Source organism: Nonomuraea polychroma, from assembly GCF_004011505.1.
Lineage (GTDB): Bacteria > Actinomycetota > Actinomycetes > Streptosporangiales > Streptosporangiaceae > Nonomuraea > Nonomuraea polychroma.
Window position 1 is genome coordinate 4,463,389 of sequence record NZ_SAUN01000001.1, and the last position, 14,868, is coordinate 4,478,256.

Below are 14,868 nucleotides of genomic sequence, written 5' to 3' on the forward strand. Positions count from 1 at the left end.
CCGCCACCACCCCCGGCGATCAGCGGGGAGGTGTCGGCGGCTCTCGGGCTGCAGGCTCAGCAGCCGGACAGCACCAGCTCCACGAACCGCTCCGGCTGCTCCAGGTGCAGGAAATGCCCGGCCTCCGGCCACACGACGGTCCTGGAGTGCGGATGCGCCGGCAGCCCGGCCTCCCACCGCGCGGCCTGCGGCACGTTGTGCACGGCGAGCACCGGGCAGATCCGCCTGGCCAGATACCGCTCCGACCGCCGCCGCACCCCGAAGGACTCCGGCAGCGTGTACATCCCGGCGTAGCACTCGGCCAGCACGTGCCCCGGCGTGGCCAGCAGTTGCTCCCTCACCGCCACGGGCAGCGGCCCGAGCTGCCGCGACGCGGCCGCCGCGCCGTCCGCCCGCAGCGCGGCCAGGCGGCCGGGGATGAGCCGCTCCTCGGCCTCGTCGGCCCCGTAGGCCGGGGCGACGACGACCATCGCGCGGACCGCCGAGGGGTGCTCGACGGCCAGCGCGGTGACGACCTGGGCGCCCATCGAGTGCCCGACGGCCACCACCGGCTCCTCGATCAGCGGCAGCAGATCGCCGGCCAGATCGGCGGGGGTGTACCCGGCCGCCGGAGCGGGGGACTTGCCGTGGCCGCGCAGGTCCACGGCGATCACGCGGCGCGCGCCGAAGTCGAGCGTGTCCCACACCCGGTGGTCGCCGCCCCAGCCGTGCACCAGGAGCAGCGGCGGGCCGGCGGACCCGCGCGTCTGGACGTGCAGCCGCATGATCGTCAGTCCTCCAGGTAGAGGACCACGGTGCTGAGCGGTTCGACCTCGATCGAGCCGCCGAGCCTGACCTGCCGGCCGGTGGCCAGGTCGCGGGCCGTGCCGGGACCGGTGGTGTAGAGGCGGCGGGTGCGCCCGCTGTCGGTGTTCATGCCGATCAGGTACCGGCCGTAGGAGCAGCGGTAGAACTGCGCCTTGCCCACGAAGAGCTTCTCGACGCCGGGGAAGTCCACGCCGAGCGCCGGGTCGGGCACGTCGGCGGGGTGCGGCGCGACTTTGAGCACCTCGCCCGCGAAGGCCTGGTGCAGCTCGGGGCGGGGCGGCGGGAACCCGCCGGGCGGGATGTGGGAGGCGGCCGGATCGTTGATGGCGAAATTGAAGCAGAGCCAGTCCTGCTCGGTCCAGGTCTCGCCGGTCGGGGTGACGGAGCACTGCTGGCGCAGGGTGGCGACCCGGTGGGTGTCGGGGGTGATGTGGTGGACCCGGGCCAGGTTGTTCACGGCCTGCCGGGCCCGCCAGTAGAGGGAGGCGTAGAGGATCTCCTTTCCGTTCTTGATGGCGACGACGCCGTTCTCCTCGTCGGAGAAGACGAAGGAGGGCGCGTCCCAGTCCATCGGGAACGCCTGCGGCCGGGCCGGGTGGGCGGTGAAGGCGGGCCAGTCCCGCAGGAGCAGGCGCAGGGCCGCCACCCCGACCCGCGACCACGAGTGGGTCTCCAGCAGGTCGAGAGCGCCGAAGAACTGGTTGTCGGCGACCATGCGCTGGCCGCGGCCCACGAGGGCGGGATCGTCGAAGACCGCGGAGGCCATGAGCGGGTGTCCGTCCCAGTCCACCCGCTGGGCGTAGGCGACGACGCCCGGATAGTGGTCGTCGCGCCAGCCGACCGCCGCCTCCAGGCGCATGGTGCGGTAGCCGTCGTTGTCGACCTCGGGGTAGCGGAACACCGCCCGCGCGTTGATCATCTTGACCAGGTGCGCCTCGAGCTCGGGATCCTCGACCCCGTCGAAGCGGGTGACCGCCTCATACAGCTGCACCAGCCAGCAGGTGACCTCGCCGTAGCTGCCGACGTACCCCAGCTCCTTGGTCAGCCCCTTGCGCGTGGCCTGGTAGAAGTGCTCGCCCAGCGGCTTGCTCGGGACGCCGGAGGCGTCCTCCCTGCCGAGGAACGGCTTGAGACCGACGGCCTGGTGGATGTAGTCGCGGGCCTTCTCCTCGGTCAGCGGCGCCTTGCCCGGGTCGATCAGCATCAGGCCGCGGTTGCAGCGGTAGATGCCGAGCGCGCAGATCTGGACCTGGTTGCTGTAGTGCGGCATGTGCTGACGCCAGTACGCGATGGACTCGGCCATCATCGTCGTGTACGCGTCCCGGCGGACCGGCAGGTCTCCCTGGTCCGGCTCGGTGGCCCCGTCCAGAGGCGTGACCTCGACGTGGTCGAACCAGGCGGTGCCGCCGCCCTGGACCCGCACGTCCAGCCGGAGCTCGGTCGCGGTGGCGGGAGTGGCCAGCTCGGTGCTGATCTGGCTCCAGTCGTTCGTGCCGGTGGGGGCGAAGACCCTCTGGTCGGTGCCGACGATCTTCCCGGCGGGGTCGTAGAAGAGCACATTGAGGTACGCGCCGGGGGCGGCGACGTTCTCGGTCCTGACCCAGACGCTGTAGCGGTGTTCGCCCTGGCCGATCAGCGTGCGGTTCTGGGAGCTGGTCCACCCTGCCACGGCGCCCGCGGCGGCGGCGACCTTGACCGAGCGGGAGCCGCTGCGCTTGACGGTGTCGTCCCAGAGCCAGGTGGCCGTGCCGGCCCATCGGGCGGTCGTCCAGCCGGCCGGAGCCGTGCCGCCGCGCTCGAACCCGGGGTTCGGCGCGCCCACGGTCCGGGCCCCGATCTTCCGTTCCAGCCGGTCGCCGAGCACGTCCTTGAGCAGGACCAGCACGTGGCCCACCTTGCCGAAACCCTCCCACTGCTGGTCGGAGGCCGTCAGCACGGTCGGGTCCGTGAGCCACTTGGTGTAGCGGGCGTCGATCGCGGCCAACGCCTGGTCGATGGCGTCGGCGTTCCGGTAGGCGGGGCTGTCGGGGTAGAAGTAGCCCTCGGCGAGACTCAGATACGCCCAGGAGTCCATCGAGGCGGCGCTGCCGCCCAGCCAGGTGCGGTGCTCGTTGACCACCCTGGCCTTGATCGTCTCCAGGACCTCGGGTCCCGGCTCGGGCCGGACGGGCGCCTCGGGCTCGGGTCCCTGGATGCCGTCTCCGGGGAAGTACGGCTCCTTGTGCGTGTAGATCCGGTAGAAGGGTCGGGTCGGCTGGTTCAGCGTGCGGTAGAACTCGGCGGCGTTCTGCCCGTAGCCCCAGACCCGGCCCATGGCCCGGATCTCCAGCGTGACCTCCTCCTTGTCCTTGGTCATCGCCTCGGGCAGCGGCAGGGTGTGGTAGTGGAAGCGGCCCGGCGAGTGGGCGTCCAGGCTGAGGATGTCCAGCGGGTCGACCGCGCCCAGGTGGTAGTGGCCGACCTGCCGGCCCTCGCAGAACAGCTGCAGCCGGGACTGGTCGGCCTCGGCGGGGGCGCGGTCGCCGCCCCAGAGTTTGATCGTCACGTACGTGGTGCCGTCCGGCACGCACGTGACGGTGCAGGCGACGGTGCCGCCCCAGGCGCTCGCGGGCGTCTGAGGGGTGAGCACGCGGGCGCTCTGCCCGAGTGCCCCGGCCACCACGTCGGACCCCGTCGGGGTGACCGCGTGGGCGGCTTCCGACGCGGCGTCGCCGAAGATCACCACGTCCAGGGGCCGGCCGGCGCGGGCGGTGGCCGCCGCCTGCTCCGGCCCGGCCAGCAGGTTCCAGCTCGCGGCGGCCGCGACCCCGGCCCCGCTCGCGCGGAGCAGGGTACGCCGGGACAGTTCGGGCTTCACGGGGGGTGCGTTCCTTTCCCGGCGTCGTCGCTGTTACTGGCCCTTGAGGTAGGCGTCGGCCTGCTTGGCCATCTCCGCCTGGAGCTTGGCCAGGCCCGCCCTGTCGAGGGCCTTCTTCAGCTTGTCGAGGCCCTGGTCGACGTCCACGGCGCCGATGAACAGCGGGTTGGCGAACTGCGTGAGCGCTGCGGTGACCTGGGTGTTCTCCCGCTTCACCGGCTCGGGGTCGGGGACGAAGCTGGCGTACGGGTCGACGGTGAAGTTGTCGATGTCCTGGGCCCAGTCGAACCACTTGGTCTCGGACTCGGTCATGTCCTTGATCCGGCGCTCCAGCTTGGCCCGCCAGGCGAGAGCGAAGCCGGGGAAGGTGTAGGTGGAGACCTTCTCGTACTCGTCGTCGCCGTCGGGGTTCCAGTCCTTGCCGGGGATGCCGTAGGTGAGCAGGTCGTGGTTCTCCTTGATCGACACCCAGTCCTGCAGCTGCATGGCCTTCTCGTTGCTCTGGCCCTTGGCGTTGAGCACGACGAAGTTGTCGCTCTGGAAGGTCTGGTACGGCTTGGCGTTCTCGCCGCCCTTGAGCGGCATCACGTTCGCGAGCATCGCGCCCGGCACGTTCTTGGTCAGCTCGGGCAGGGCCGTGGAGGACAGGCCGTCGGTCATGGCCCAGCCGGAGGCGACGCGGCCGGCCTTGAACTGGGAGTCCAGCGCCTTGGAGTCCAGGGTGAGGGCGTTCTTGTTGATCAGCCCGTCCTGGTAGTACTTCCGGATCAGGCGCAGCGCGTCCACCATGCCCGGGGCCTCCCACCACGGGATCGGGTTGGACGAGCCGGTCGTCTTGCCGTCGGCGGCCAGGACGAAGTTGAACGAGTCGCCCGTGAAGGAGGCGATGCTCATGTTCGGGTTGTCCCACATGTAGGGGTTGAGCCAGCCGACCGGGTTCCACGCCACCATCAGCTTGGGCATGCGGGAGCTGACCCCGATGGGGATGATGTCCTTGTTCTTCTGCTTGACGTCGTACCAGAACTTCTCCAGCCCGGCGAAGTCCGTGATGTCGCTCATGCCGAGCTTCTCGGCCAGGTCCTGGCGGATGCTGAAGTGGTGGAAGCGAGCGACCGAGTTGATCTGGGGCAGGCCGTAGAGCTTGCCGCTCCACCGGTTCAACTCGATGATCTTCGGGTCGATCGTGGCGGTCAGGTTGGGATACTTGCCGCTGGACAGCAGGCTGCTCAGCTCGACGATCGAGCCGCTGGCCACGAGCTGGGTCATGTTGAGCCAGCGCGCCTGCAGCGCCGTGTCGAACTTCTCCCCGGCGGTGAACTTCAGCAGCGCCTGCTGGCCGTAGCTGGTCCACGGGATGAACTGCGGCTTGATGGTGAAGCCCAGGTCCTTCTGGAGCTTCTTGTTGACCTCGGCCAGGACGGGGTCCCAGCCGACCGGCACGTCGCCGGGCAGCAACAAGCTCAGCGTGAGCGCGCCGCTGCCGGCGCCGCCGGTGGCCTGCGACTGCGAGGAGCCGCTGGAGCAGGCGGAGAGGAAGGCGGCGACGGACAGACCACCGCCGGCGGCCAGCAGGCCGCGCCGCGACATCATGGGGTTGGACACGGTAACTCCTGAAATGGGGGGAAGTTGAGGGAACAGAGTCAGCCCTTGGTGGCACCGAGGGTGATGCCCTTGACGAAGTAGCGCTGGGCGAAGGGGTAGGCGAGCAGGATCGGGCCGATGGCGACGGTCGTGAGGGCGAGCCGAAGCTGGTAGACGGGGGTGGCCGCCTCGGCCAGCTGCGGCAGCATCGCTGTGAACGAGATGTTGGAGATCAGGTTCTGCAGCACGAGCGGCAGCGGGAACTTGTGCACGTCGTCGATGAACAGCAGCGCCATGAACCAGTCGTTCCAGTAGTGCACGGCGTAGAAGAGACCGACGACGGCCAGGATCGGCTTGGACAGCGGCAGCGCGATCGTGAAGAAGATGCGCAGCTCGCCGGCCCCGTCGATCTTGGCCGACTCGAAGATCGACTCGGGCAGCTGGCGGAAGGCGCTGACCTGGACGAAGACCAGGAACGGCATGACCAGCAGCGGCAGGATGACCGCGAAGTAGCTGTTCTGCAGGTGAAGGTACTGCGTCACCAGTAGATAGAGCGGCACCAGGCCACCGGAGAACAACATCGGCAGGTACGAGTAGATCGTCAGTGGCCGGCTGATGCCGGGCACCCGGCGGGCGATGACCCAGCTCAGCCCCGAGGTCACCGCCAGGGACAGCGCCGTGCCCACGAAGGTGATGAAGAGGCTGGCCATGTAGGCGTTGAGCACCGCCGGCCCTGTGAAGATCATCTTGTAGGCGGTGAAGTCGAAGTCCGGGAGGAAGCTGTAACCGGTCGTGGCCAGCTTCGTCTCGCTCGTGAACGACCCCGAGATGATCATCCAGAAGGGGATGGCACAGGCCAGCACGGCGAGGGAGACGCCGATGACGCTGACGACGGTGAACGGCTCCAGCTTTCTGCTGCTCATAGGATGCTCGTCTCCTTCGAGTACTTGCGCTGGATCAGCACCGCGATCACCACGAGGATGAAGCCGACCACCGACTGGAACAGGCCGATCGCCGCGGTGGTGCCGAAGTCGCCGAGTTGGCGCAGGGCGCGGAAGACGTAGGTGTCGATGACGTCGGTGTTGTCGAACAACGTGCCGTTGTCGCCGATGATCGCGTAGATGGTGCCGAAGTCGCCGTAGAAGATCCGGCCGACCCCCAGCACCAGCAGCACCGCCGCGGTGGGCTTCAGCAGCGGCAGCGTGATGCGCCAGGCCATCTGCGCCCGCGAGGCGCCGTCGATCATCCCGGCCTCGTAGACCTCCTCGGGAATGCCGGTGATCGCGGCCAGGAAGATCACGCTCAGGTAGCCGCCGAGCTGCCAGATCTTCACCACGGTCAGGATCCACGGCCACGGCCCCGGCTCGGTGTACCAGTCCACCGCGGGGAATCCGAAACCGCTCAGCGCGTCGTTGACCGCCCCTCCCCCACCTGACGCCCCGGCGAGCAGCACCTGCAGGATGATGCTGATCACGACCGGGGAGACGAAGTAGGGGAAGAAGACGACGGACTGGGAGACCCGCTTGAAGAAGGTGCTGCGGATCTCGTTCAGCATGATCGCCAGGATGATCCCGGCGGCCAGCGTCGCCCCGAGGAACAACACATTGAGGAACAGGGTGTTGAACAGGATCCTGGCCGCGTCCCCGGACTCCAGGAAGTAGGTGAAGTTCTCCAGCCCGTTCCACGGGCTGTCGAAGATGCCCAGGTTGACGTCGAACTCCTTGAACGCCACCACCAGGCCGGCCATCGGCAGGTAGTTGAAGACCAGGAAGAAGACGACCGCCGGCAACGCGAGCAGCCCGACGACCCAGCCCTTGCGGGCCGCCACGCCTTTGCTGCGGCGTCGGCGCCGGGGTGGCCCGGTCGGAGGTCTTGTCTGAGGCTCTTGCCTCGCCTTTAGCGTGCTGCTCATCACCGAAGTCCCGTCTGAGGCGGCAGAAGATGCCCGCGAAGTTTGGATAGAAACCGGTAGCTGCGAACGCTACGTCCGAGCGGCATTCACCACAAGGCGGCGTTACGGATACGTTACACACAAGTCTCTTCCAGCCGCCCGAAAGCCGTCTTCTCCTGCGCGAACGTGCAACATCGCGTCAATTCGAACGCACCATTGACCATCAACCGTTGTGCTTCTACGGTTAGAAACCGATACCTACAAAGGAGGCTCCTCCGTGTCCCCACGCCCGAAGGCGCTGTTCGCCATGCGCGAGGAACATCTCGCGTCGCTCTTCCCCGCGCCCTTGCTGCGACGGCTGGACACGCTGGTCGACATCGACGTGACCCTCGTCGCCGAGAGCTTCGACGATCCCCGCCTGGACCTCGCCGAGACCGAGATCCTCATCACCGGCTGGGGCTGCCCGCCCCTCGACGCCGCCGTCCTGGCCCGCGCTCCCCGGCTGCGCGGCGTGCTGCACGCCGCCGGCTCGGTGAAATCACTGGTCACCCCCGCCTGCTGGGAGCGCGGCCTGGTGGTCTCCTCCGCCGCCGAGGCCAACGCCGTCCCGGTGGCCGAGTACACGGTCGCCGCGGTCCTCATGGCCGGCAAGGGAGTCTTCGCCCTCAACGAGCGCTACCAGCGCGAGCGCACCTTCACCCTCGCCGAGATCCAGCCGTCCATCGGCAACAACGGCCGGACGGTGGGCATCGTCGGCGCCTCGCGCATCGGCCGCAAGGTGATCGAGCTGCTCTCCCCGTACGACCTGGACCTGTGCGTCTACGACCCCTACACCCTGGTCCCCGGCGTCCGGCAGGTGTCGCTGGAGGAGCTGCTGCGCCGCAGCGACATCGTCAGCCTGCACGCCCCCGCCACCGCGGAGACCCGGCACATGATGGATCGCGTGAGTCTGGCGCTGCTGCGGGACGGCGCGGTGCTGATCAACACCGCCCGGGGATCGCTGGTCGACACCGACGCCCTCATCGCCGAGCTGAAGTCCGGCCGGCTGTCGGCGGTCCTGGACGTCACCGAGCCGGAGCCGCTGCCGTCGGACTCGCCGCTGTTCGACCTGCCCAATGCCTTCCTCACCCCGCACATCGCCGGCTCGCACGGCAACGAGCTGTCCCGGATGGGCACCGCGGTCGTCGACGAGCTGGAACGGCTGATCGCCGGGTCGCCGCTGGCGCATCAGGTCACACACGACGACCTCGAGCGGGTCGCCTGAGCCCGGCGCCTTTACGTTGTAGATCAGATATGGGCGTCCTAACCTGGGCCTCATGGACATCGCCACAGCGGGACAGCTCTGGGACGCCGATCCCGGCTGGCTCAACACCGCCTCCTACGGGCTGCCCCCGCGCCGCGCCTTCGAGGAACTTCAAGCCGCGCTGACCGGCTGGCGGCACGGCTCCAGCGACTGGAAACCGTGGGACGCCTCCGTGGGCCGCTCGCGCACCGCGTTCGCGCGCATGATCGGTGCGCCGGCCTCGGATGTGAGCGTGAGCTCGACCGTCTCGCAGATCATGTCCGTCGTGGCCACCGCGCTGCCGCCGGGCGCCCGCGTCGTGGTGCCGGACATCGAGTTCACCAGCAACCTGTTCCCGTGGGCCGTCGCGGCCGAGATCGAGACCGTTCCCGCCGACCGGCTGGCCGACGCGATCAACGGCTCGACCGCCGCCGTGGCCTTCAGCCTCGTCCAGTCCGCCACAGGGGACGTCGCCCCGCTCCCCGACATCGTGGCCGCCGCCCGCGCCCACGACGCCCTGGTCATCGCCGACGGCTCGCAGGCATGCGGCTGGCTGCCCGTGGACGTCGGCGCCGGCATCGACGTGCTGGCGTGCGCGGCGTACAAGTGGCTCATGGCGCCGCGCGGCGCCGCCTTCGGCTATCTGTCGCCGCGAGTGCGCGAGCGCATGCGCCCGCTGGCCGCCGGCTGGTACGCCGGGGCCGACGAGGGCGGCTCCTACTACGGCCCGCCCCTGCGTCTGGCCGCCGACGCCCGCGCGTTCGACCTGTCGCCGGCCTGGTTCTCGTACGTGGGCGCGGCCCCGGCCATCGAGCTGCTCAACGAGCTGGGCGTGCAACGGGTCCACGACCACAACGTGGCCCTGGCCGACCGCTTCCGCACCGGCCTGGGACTGGAGCCGGCCGGCAGCGCCATCGTGTCCGTGGACGCGCCCGGCGAGCGGCTGGAGGCCGCCGGGATCCGCGCGGCCGTGCGGGCGGGCCGGGTGCGGGCGAGCTTCCACGTCTACACCACCGCCGACGACGTCGATCGTGCCCTGGACGTGCTGAACGGGTGATCTCGTGGGTACGAGGGCGATGACTCACGAACCGGCAGCGGAAGGAAGCGGATGGCAGTCAACGTCACCGTCTGGAGCGAGAACTACCACGAGCCCCGCGAGGAGGACGTGCGCCGCCGCTACCCCGACGGCATCCACGGCGCCATCGCGGCCGGGCTGACCGAGGTGCTGGGCGAGCGCGTCCGCGTCCGCACCGCCGTGCTGGAGGACCCCGAGCACGGCCTGACGGACGAGACCCTGGCCCAGACCGACGTGCTGACGTGGTGGGGGCACATGGCGCACGAGGAGGTGGACGACAAGGTCGTCGAACGGGTACGGCGGCGCGTCTTCGGCGGGATGGGCCTGCTGGTGCTGCACTCCGGCCACTACTCCAAGATCTTCCGTTCGCTGATGGGCACCACCTGCACCCTGAACTGGCGCGACGCCGGGGAGCGCGAGCTGGTGTGGACGGTCTCCCCCGGCCACCCGATCGCGCGCGACATCCCCCGCCCGCTGGTCATCGACCGCCAGGAGACCTACGGCGAGCCGTTCGACGTCCCCGAGCCCGACGAGCTGGTCTTCATCAGCTCCTTCGGCGGCGGTGAGGTGTTCCGCAGCGGCTGCTGCTACCGCAGAGGGCTGGGCAGGATCTTCTACTTCGCCCCGGGCGATCAGGAATATCCCGTCTACTACCACCCCGACGTGCGCCGCGTGCTGGCCAACGCGGTCCTGTGGGCCGCCCCGGAGCACGGCGTCGGCGAGCCGCCGCAGAACGCCCACACCCCCATCCAGTGGTAGGCGCCGCATGACCTTCGCGACCATCGACGCGGACCGGCCGCTGCGCGGCGTGGTGGCCGGCGCCGGGTTCATCGGCGGCCATTGGGCGCCCGAGCTGCTCGCCCACCCCGGCACCGAGCTGGTGGGCTGGGTCGACGTGGCCGAGGAGCGGGCCCGCGCCGCCGCCCGCGAGCTCGGCCTCGACGACCTGCCGGTCAGCTCCTCGCTGACCGCCGTCCTGGACGGCGAGGAGCCGGACTTCCTCGTCAACTGCACGGTGCCGCAGGCGCACCACGAGGTGACGGTCACCGCGCTGCGGCGCGGGGTGTCGGTGCTGAGCGAGAAACCCATGGCGGTCACGCTGGAGCAGGCGCGGTCCATGGTGCGCGCCGCCGACGACGCGCGGCGGCTGTTCGCGGTCAACCAGAACCGCCGCTTCATGCCCGGCCTGGTCGCCTTCCGCCGCACGGTGGCCGAGCTGGGGCCGCTGGGGCTGATGACGTCGGAGTTCTTCATGCCGTACCGGGGGCCGGCGTTCCTCGACACACTGGAACACCCGCTGGTGCAGGACATGGCGATCCACCTGTTCGACGCGGCACGGGCGGTCTCCGGCGCCGATCCGGTGTCCGTCTACTGTGAGTCGTTCCAGGCCCCGTGGACCTGGTACCCGGGCGCCTGCTCGGCCGCCGCGATCTTCGAGATGACCGGCGGGCTGCGCTACACCTTCACCGGGAGCTGGTCTGCGCCGGGCCGTCCGACGTCGTGGACGGGGAACTGGCGGGCGGCCGGCGCCCGCGGCACCGCCTGCTGGGACGGCGACGGCGATCCGACCGCGGACGCGGCCAAGGGCCACGTGGTGCGGCCGCACAAGCAGGAACCCGACCCGTACCCCGGCCGCAACCGCTACACCGGCCTGGCGGAAGGGCTGGAGGAGTTCGTGACCGGACTGCGGACGGGACGGCCGCCACAGGGCGAATGCCATGACAACATCCGAAGCGTGGCCATGGTGACGGCGGCCCTGGAGTCGGTGCGCACCGGGGCGCGGGTGCCGATCGTCGTCTAAGCCGGGTACGCGTGGGTCTCAGTGGCCTTGAGGGCTGCCTCGGGCCGCGTGCGGCGAGCCCGCTCCCGAGTGGCGGGGGCGGGCTCTCCTCGATGCACGGTCAACGGATCTGGCTGGGCTGCGGCCACTCCGTGCCGGCGGCGAAGTGGTCGTGCCATTTCGCACCCGGGCCGAAGCCTGCGCCGGTGGAGAGGGACACGTAGACGTCGGCGCCGGAACCACGGGTGAAGGTCACGATGTCGTCCTTGCCGTCGCCGTTGACGTCGCCGACGGCCGGTATTTCACCGCTCAACGCGAAGTTGTCGTGCCATTTGGCCGCCGTGCCGAAGCTCGTCCCGGTGGACGGGGCCACGTACACGTCCGCGCTGGTCCCGTGTGAGAAGGTGACGACGTCGTCCTTGCCGTCACCGGTGACATCGCCCGTGTACGGCGTCTCCCCGTCCGGCGAGAAGAAGTCGTGCCATTTCGCGCCCGTGCCGAAGCTCGTCCCGGTGGAAGCGGCCGCGTACACGTCGGCGCCCGTCCCGTGTGAGAAGGCGACGACGTCGTCCTTGCCGTCACCGGTGACATCGGCCGGCGAGCCGCCGAACATCTTCCCCGAGGTGCCCGCGTAGTAGACCTCCAGCTCGGCGATCGAGGTGAACGTCCGGGTGCCGCCGGGGGCGCCGATGATCCGCACACCGTCCCCGTCCACCGGGTCGAACCCCAGCTCGTACATCCGGTTCGGCCCCGCCGTGTTGTTGTACGGGTAGTCCGGCGTGATCCGCAGCCCGCTCACGTCCACCCACTGGTGGTCCCGGCGTACCTGCACCCGCAGGTTACCGGCGAACCAGCCGCCGTCGCCGAACATCTGCCCGCTGGTGAAGATGACCTTGTTCATCAGGTACTCGCGCGGCCACGTGTATCCCCACCAGCTCGCGCCCTTGCGTTCGTCGTTCCAGTCGTCCTCGCTGTGGGACCTGTTGCCGTCGTTGTAGAAGGCGGTGGTGCCGAAGTGCATGGCCCGCTCGACGCCCACGGTGCCGGGCTCCCTGGCCAGGTTCCTGCCGCCGTCCGGCTGGTTGCCCGGGGTCGTGTCGGTGTGCGGCTCCAGGCGCATCTTTCGCAGCGAGAACGTGTACGCCCAGTGCTCGCCCTCCGGGTAGCCGCCGCCGCACGGGCAGACGTTCGACTGCAGCCACATCGACTTGCCGTCGGCGCTGATGTACTTCGACGGGATCGTCGTGGCGTACCCGCCGTGCTTGGTCCTCGTCCACGGATAGCCGCCGAAGTCCTTGCTCGTGACGTGATTCCACGGGCCCCACGGCGTGGGCGACTCGTAGAACTCGAAGGTGTACTCGGTCCACGAGGTGTAGATGTAGCGGTCGAGCGGCTTGTTGTAGACGACGCCGCCCTGACTGATCACGCTCAGGTTCCTGACCCGGCCCGCGGTGTAGACGTCCGGGTAGAGGCGCCGGTCGTCGCGGAGCACGGCGACGCGCCGGCCGATGTCCGACGACCAGGTGGGCGTGCCGGAGGCGGTGAAGCCGCTGACGAACTGCCAGGCCGACCGGTTCTGCACGGAGTCCCTGGGCACGCGGGCCAGCCACACGTCCACGGGGTCGGGCACGCGGCCCGCGAACGAGTCGCGCCAGTTGTGGTCCAGCCCGTACGCGTACACGTAGCTGTCAGGCGCGTTGGCGTACGCCTTCCCGTAGTCCAGGAACATGATCGTGGTGAACACGCCGTTGCCGAACATCGGCGCCGACCGGTCCCACGTCCACGTCCTGCCGTGGTCGGTGGATCTGGCGATGGTGGCGGCGGGGGCATCGTCGAAGTCCAGGGCCAGGTCCTGCACGGCGAGGTAGAGGGTGCCGTCGACGCAGGCCATGCCGGTGGGCTTGCGCGTGTGGTTCGCCGTCCACACCTGGCCGACGTTGTCGCCGATGGGCAGCTGCGCGCCGGTCAGGTTGCCCGGCATGCCGGAGATGCGGGCCACACCGATGTCGCTGTACGTGTTGGCGAAGCCGATGCCGTCGCCGTAGGCGGTGTAGACGTTGTCGTCGTCGGACCAGCAGTTCGGCCACAGGTCGCCGTGGTTGCGGTTGTCGCCGACGGCCGGGGCGCCGACCGTGGCGGCCGAGTCGACCTGCACCGTCGAGAAGAACGTGCTGGGCGGCGGCGACGTGGCCGCTCCGGCGGTCTCGGGGGCCGCTCCCGTAACCGTCATTGCGGCAGCGACGAGCACAGCCGCCAGGCCCGCGCTCAGGCGTCGTCGAAGGGTCGAATACATGACTTCTCCAGGCAGTCCGGTGGCCCTGAGCACGCGTCAGTCAGGGGTCGCGAGGGTGGGGGGTGAAGGGAGAAGAGCTGGAAGCAATCGATTTCTCAGGCAAGGTACAATCGCTGCCTGACAGCGTCAAGCCCTGATTTGTCGAGATTTCGGTAGGGGTATTCGCTCAGCTGAACCCCTGTTTCAAACATTCCGGAAGCATCGGATGATGATCTTGGAGAGAAAGCGTGCTGGTGAGCTCGCCGTAGGCGGCCTCAGCGCGGCGGCATTGCAGGCCTCCGCGATGGTAGAAACTTGGTTCGATGGCAACTATCTACGATGTCGCCCGCGAGGCCGGCGTATCCGCCGCCACCGTCTCACGCGTGCTCAACGGCGCCCGCACGGTCGACCCCGCCATGGTCGCGCGCGTGCTCACCGCCGTCAGAGAGCTCGGCTACCGCCCCAACGCGGTGGCCAGAAACCTGCGGCGCAGCCGCACCACCCTCTGGGCCGTGATCATCTCGGACATCGGCAACCCGTTCTTCACCGCCACCGTCCGCGGGATCGAGGACGTCGCCCAGCAGGCCGGCTACTCGGTCGTGCTGTGCAACAGCGACGAGGACCCGGCCAAGGAAGAGACATATGTCGCTGCGGCGCTGAGCGAGCAGATGGCCGGCGTGATCATCTCCTCGTCGGGGAGCGTCAAGGCCGCCAAGACCCTGCTCGAGTCGCCCGTCCCTGTCGTCGCCATCGACCGCGAGCTGCCGCGCGGCGAGGTGGACACGGTCGTGGTGGACAACGAAGCAGGCGCGCGCACGGCCACGGAGCACCTCCTTACGGCCGGCTACCGGCGGATCGCGTGCATCACGGGGCCCGAGGGCGTGAGCACCGCCGACCTGCGCCTGCGGGGCTACGCGGGGGCCCTGCCGAGCGAGCCGCTGGTGGTTCGCACGGACTTCCGCGAGCAGGGCGGGTACGACGCCATGTCCTCACTGCTGTCCTCCTCCGATCGTCCGGACGCGGTGTTCGTGGCCAACAACCTCATGGCGGTGGGCGCCCTGCGGTGCCTGGCCGATCGGGGTGTGGACGTGCCCGGGGAGATGGGGCTGGTCGGGTTCGACGAGATCCCGTGGGCCGATCTCGTCCGGCCGACGCTGACGACGGTGGCGCAGCCGACGTACGAGCTGGGGCGCATGGCCGCCCGCCTCCTGGTGGACCGCATCGCCACCCCGGCCGCCAAGCCCGCCAAGGTCGTCCTGCCCGCCGAGCTCCGCCCTCGCCAGAGCAGCGCCCGCTGACCCCCGCCCCGCCGTTCGGCGCTGG

General features: G+C 69.7%; 11 protein-coding genes. 5 read left to right on the top strand and 6 right to left on the bottom strand.

Going from position 1 to position 14,868, the window contains the following annotated elements:
* Positions 1–56: 56 nt before the first annotated feature.
* From EDD27_RS20390 to EDD27_RS20405, 5 genes are read right to left on the bottom strand one after another with little or no spacing between them, the layout of a single operon-like run.
* Positions 57–764, bottom strand: coding sequence for an alpha/beta fold hydrolase (locus tag EDD27_RS20390; protein WP_127933821.1), 708 nt, complete (start codon positions 762–764; stop codon positions 57–59).
* Positions 765–769: 5 nt separating this feature from the next.
* Positions 770–3,664, bottom strand: a complete 2,895-nt coding sequence (locus EDD27_RS54390) for a Tat pathway signal sequence domain protein (protein ID WP_164903703.1) — start codon at positions 3,662–3,664, stop codon at positions 770–772.
* Between the two features lie 33 nt (positions 3,665–3,697).
* Positions 3,698–5,266 (bottom strand): DUF3502 domain-containing protein, encoded by a 1,569-nt coding sequence (locus EDD27_RS20395; protein ID WP_127933822.1) that lies wholly within the window; start codon positions 5,264–5,266, stop codon positions 3,698–3,700.
* Positions 5,267–5,304: 38 nt separating this feature from the next.
* Entirely contained in the window at positions 5,305–6,168 is an 864-nt protein-coding gene (locus EDD27_RS20400; RefSeq protein ID WP_127933823.1) for a carbohydrate ABC transporter permease, read from the bottom strand.
* Complete coding sequence (locus tag EDD27_RS20405) at positions 6,165–7,073, bottom strand: ABC transporter permease (RefSeq protein ID WP_206641543.1); 909 nt, start codon at positions 7,071–7,073, stop codon at positions 6,165–6,167. Before EDD27_RS20405 ends, EDD27_RS20400 begins: the two co-directional genes overlap by 4 nt.
* Before the next feature lie 340 nt (positions 7,074–7,413).
* On the opposite strand from EDD27_RS20405, the gene EDD27_RS20410 reads away from it, so the two are divergent.
* The 4 genes from EDD27_RS20410 to EDD27_RS20425 are packed head-to-tail and all read left to right on the top strand — an operon-like array spanning position 7,414 to position 11,294.
* Positions 7,414–8,400: a hydroxyacid dehydrogenase gene (locus EDD27_RS20410; RefSeq protein ID WP_127933825.1), complete on the top strand. Its 987-nt coding sequence runs from the start codon at positions 7,414–7,416 to the stop codon at positions 8,398–8,400.
* Between the two features lie 52 nt (positions 8,401–8,452).
* Entirely contained in the window at positions 8,453–9,475 is a 1,023-nt protein-coding gene (locus EDD27_RS20415; RefSeq protein ID WP_127933826.1) for an aminotransferase class V-fold PLP-dependent enzyme, read from the top strand.
* Positions 9,476–9,526: 51 nt separating this feature from the next.
* On the top strand, positions 9,527–10,252 hold the full coding sequence (locus EDD27_RS20420; RefSeq protein ID WP_127933827.1) for a ThuA domain-containing protein: 726 nt from the start codon (positions 9,527–9,529) through the stop codon (positions 10,250–10,252).
* A gap of 7 nt (positions 10,253–10,259) precedes the next feature.
* Positions 10,260–11,294 carry a Gfo/Idh/MocA family protein gene (locus EDD27_RS20425; protein ID WP_127933828.1) on the top strand — a complete coding sequence of 345 codons (1,035 nt, stop codon included), beginning with the start codon at positions 10,260–10,262 and terminating at the stop codon, positions 11,292–11,294.
* Between the two features lie 100 nt (positions 11,295–11,394).
* On the opposite strand, the gene EDD27_RS55615 is transcribed toward EDD27_RS20425, so the two are convergent.
* A complete protein-coding gene (locus EDD27_RS55615) occupies positions 11,395–13,566 on the bottom strand; it encodes an FG-GAP-like repeat-containing protein (RefSeq protein WP_206641544.1) in 2,172 nt (723 codons plus the stop codon).
* 302 nt (positions 13,567–13,868) lie between these two features.
* On the opposite strand from EDD27_RS55615, the gene EDD27_RS20435 reads away from it, so the two are divergent.
* Positions 13,869–14,843, top strand: coding sequence for a LacI family DNA-binding transcriptional regulator (locus EDD27_RS20435; RefSeq protein ID WP_127933829.1), 975 nt, complete (start codon positions 13,869–13,871; stop codon positions 14,841–14,843).
* Positions 14,844–14,868: the final 25 nt, after the last annotated feature.

Excerpts from the sequence above, each read along its gene's own strand:
- EDD27_RS20390 (WP_127933821.1), bottom strand. The coding sequence starts at position 764 with ATGCGGCTGCACGTCCAGACGCGCGGGTCCGCCGGCCCGCCGCTGCTC.
- EDD27_RS20400 (WP_127933823.1), bottom strand. The coding sequence starts at position 6,168 with ATGAGCAGCAGAAAGCTGGAGCCGTTCACCGTCGTCAGCGTCATCGGC.
- EDD27_RS20415 (WP_127933826.1), top strand. The coding sequence starts at position 8,453 with ATGGACATCGCCACAGCGGGACAGCTCTGGGACGCCGATCCCGGCTGG.
- EDD27_RS20420 (WP_127933827.1), top strand. The coding sequence starts at position 9,527 with ATGGCAGTCAACGTCACCGTCTGGAGCGAGAACTACCACGAGCCCCGC.
- EDD27_RS20425 (WP_127933828.1), top strand. The coding sequence starts at position 10,260 with ATGACCTTCGCGACCATCGACGCGGACCGGCCGCTGCGCGGCGTGGTG.
- EDD27_RS55615 (WP_206641544.1), bottom strand. The coding sequence starts at position 13,566 with ATGTATTCGACCCTTCGACGACGCCTGAGCGCGGGCCTGGCGGCTGTG.
- EDD27_RS20435 (WP_127933829.1), top strand. The coding sequence starts at position 13,869 with ATGGCAACTATCTACGATGTCGCCCGCGAGGCCGGCGTATCCGCCGCC.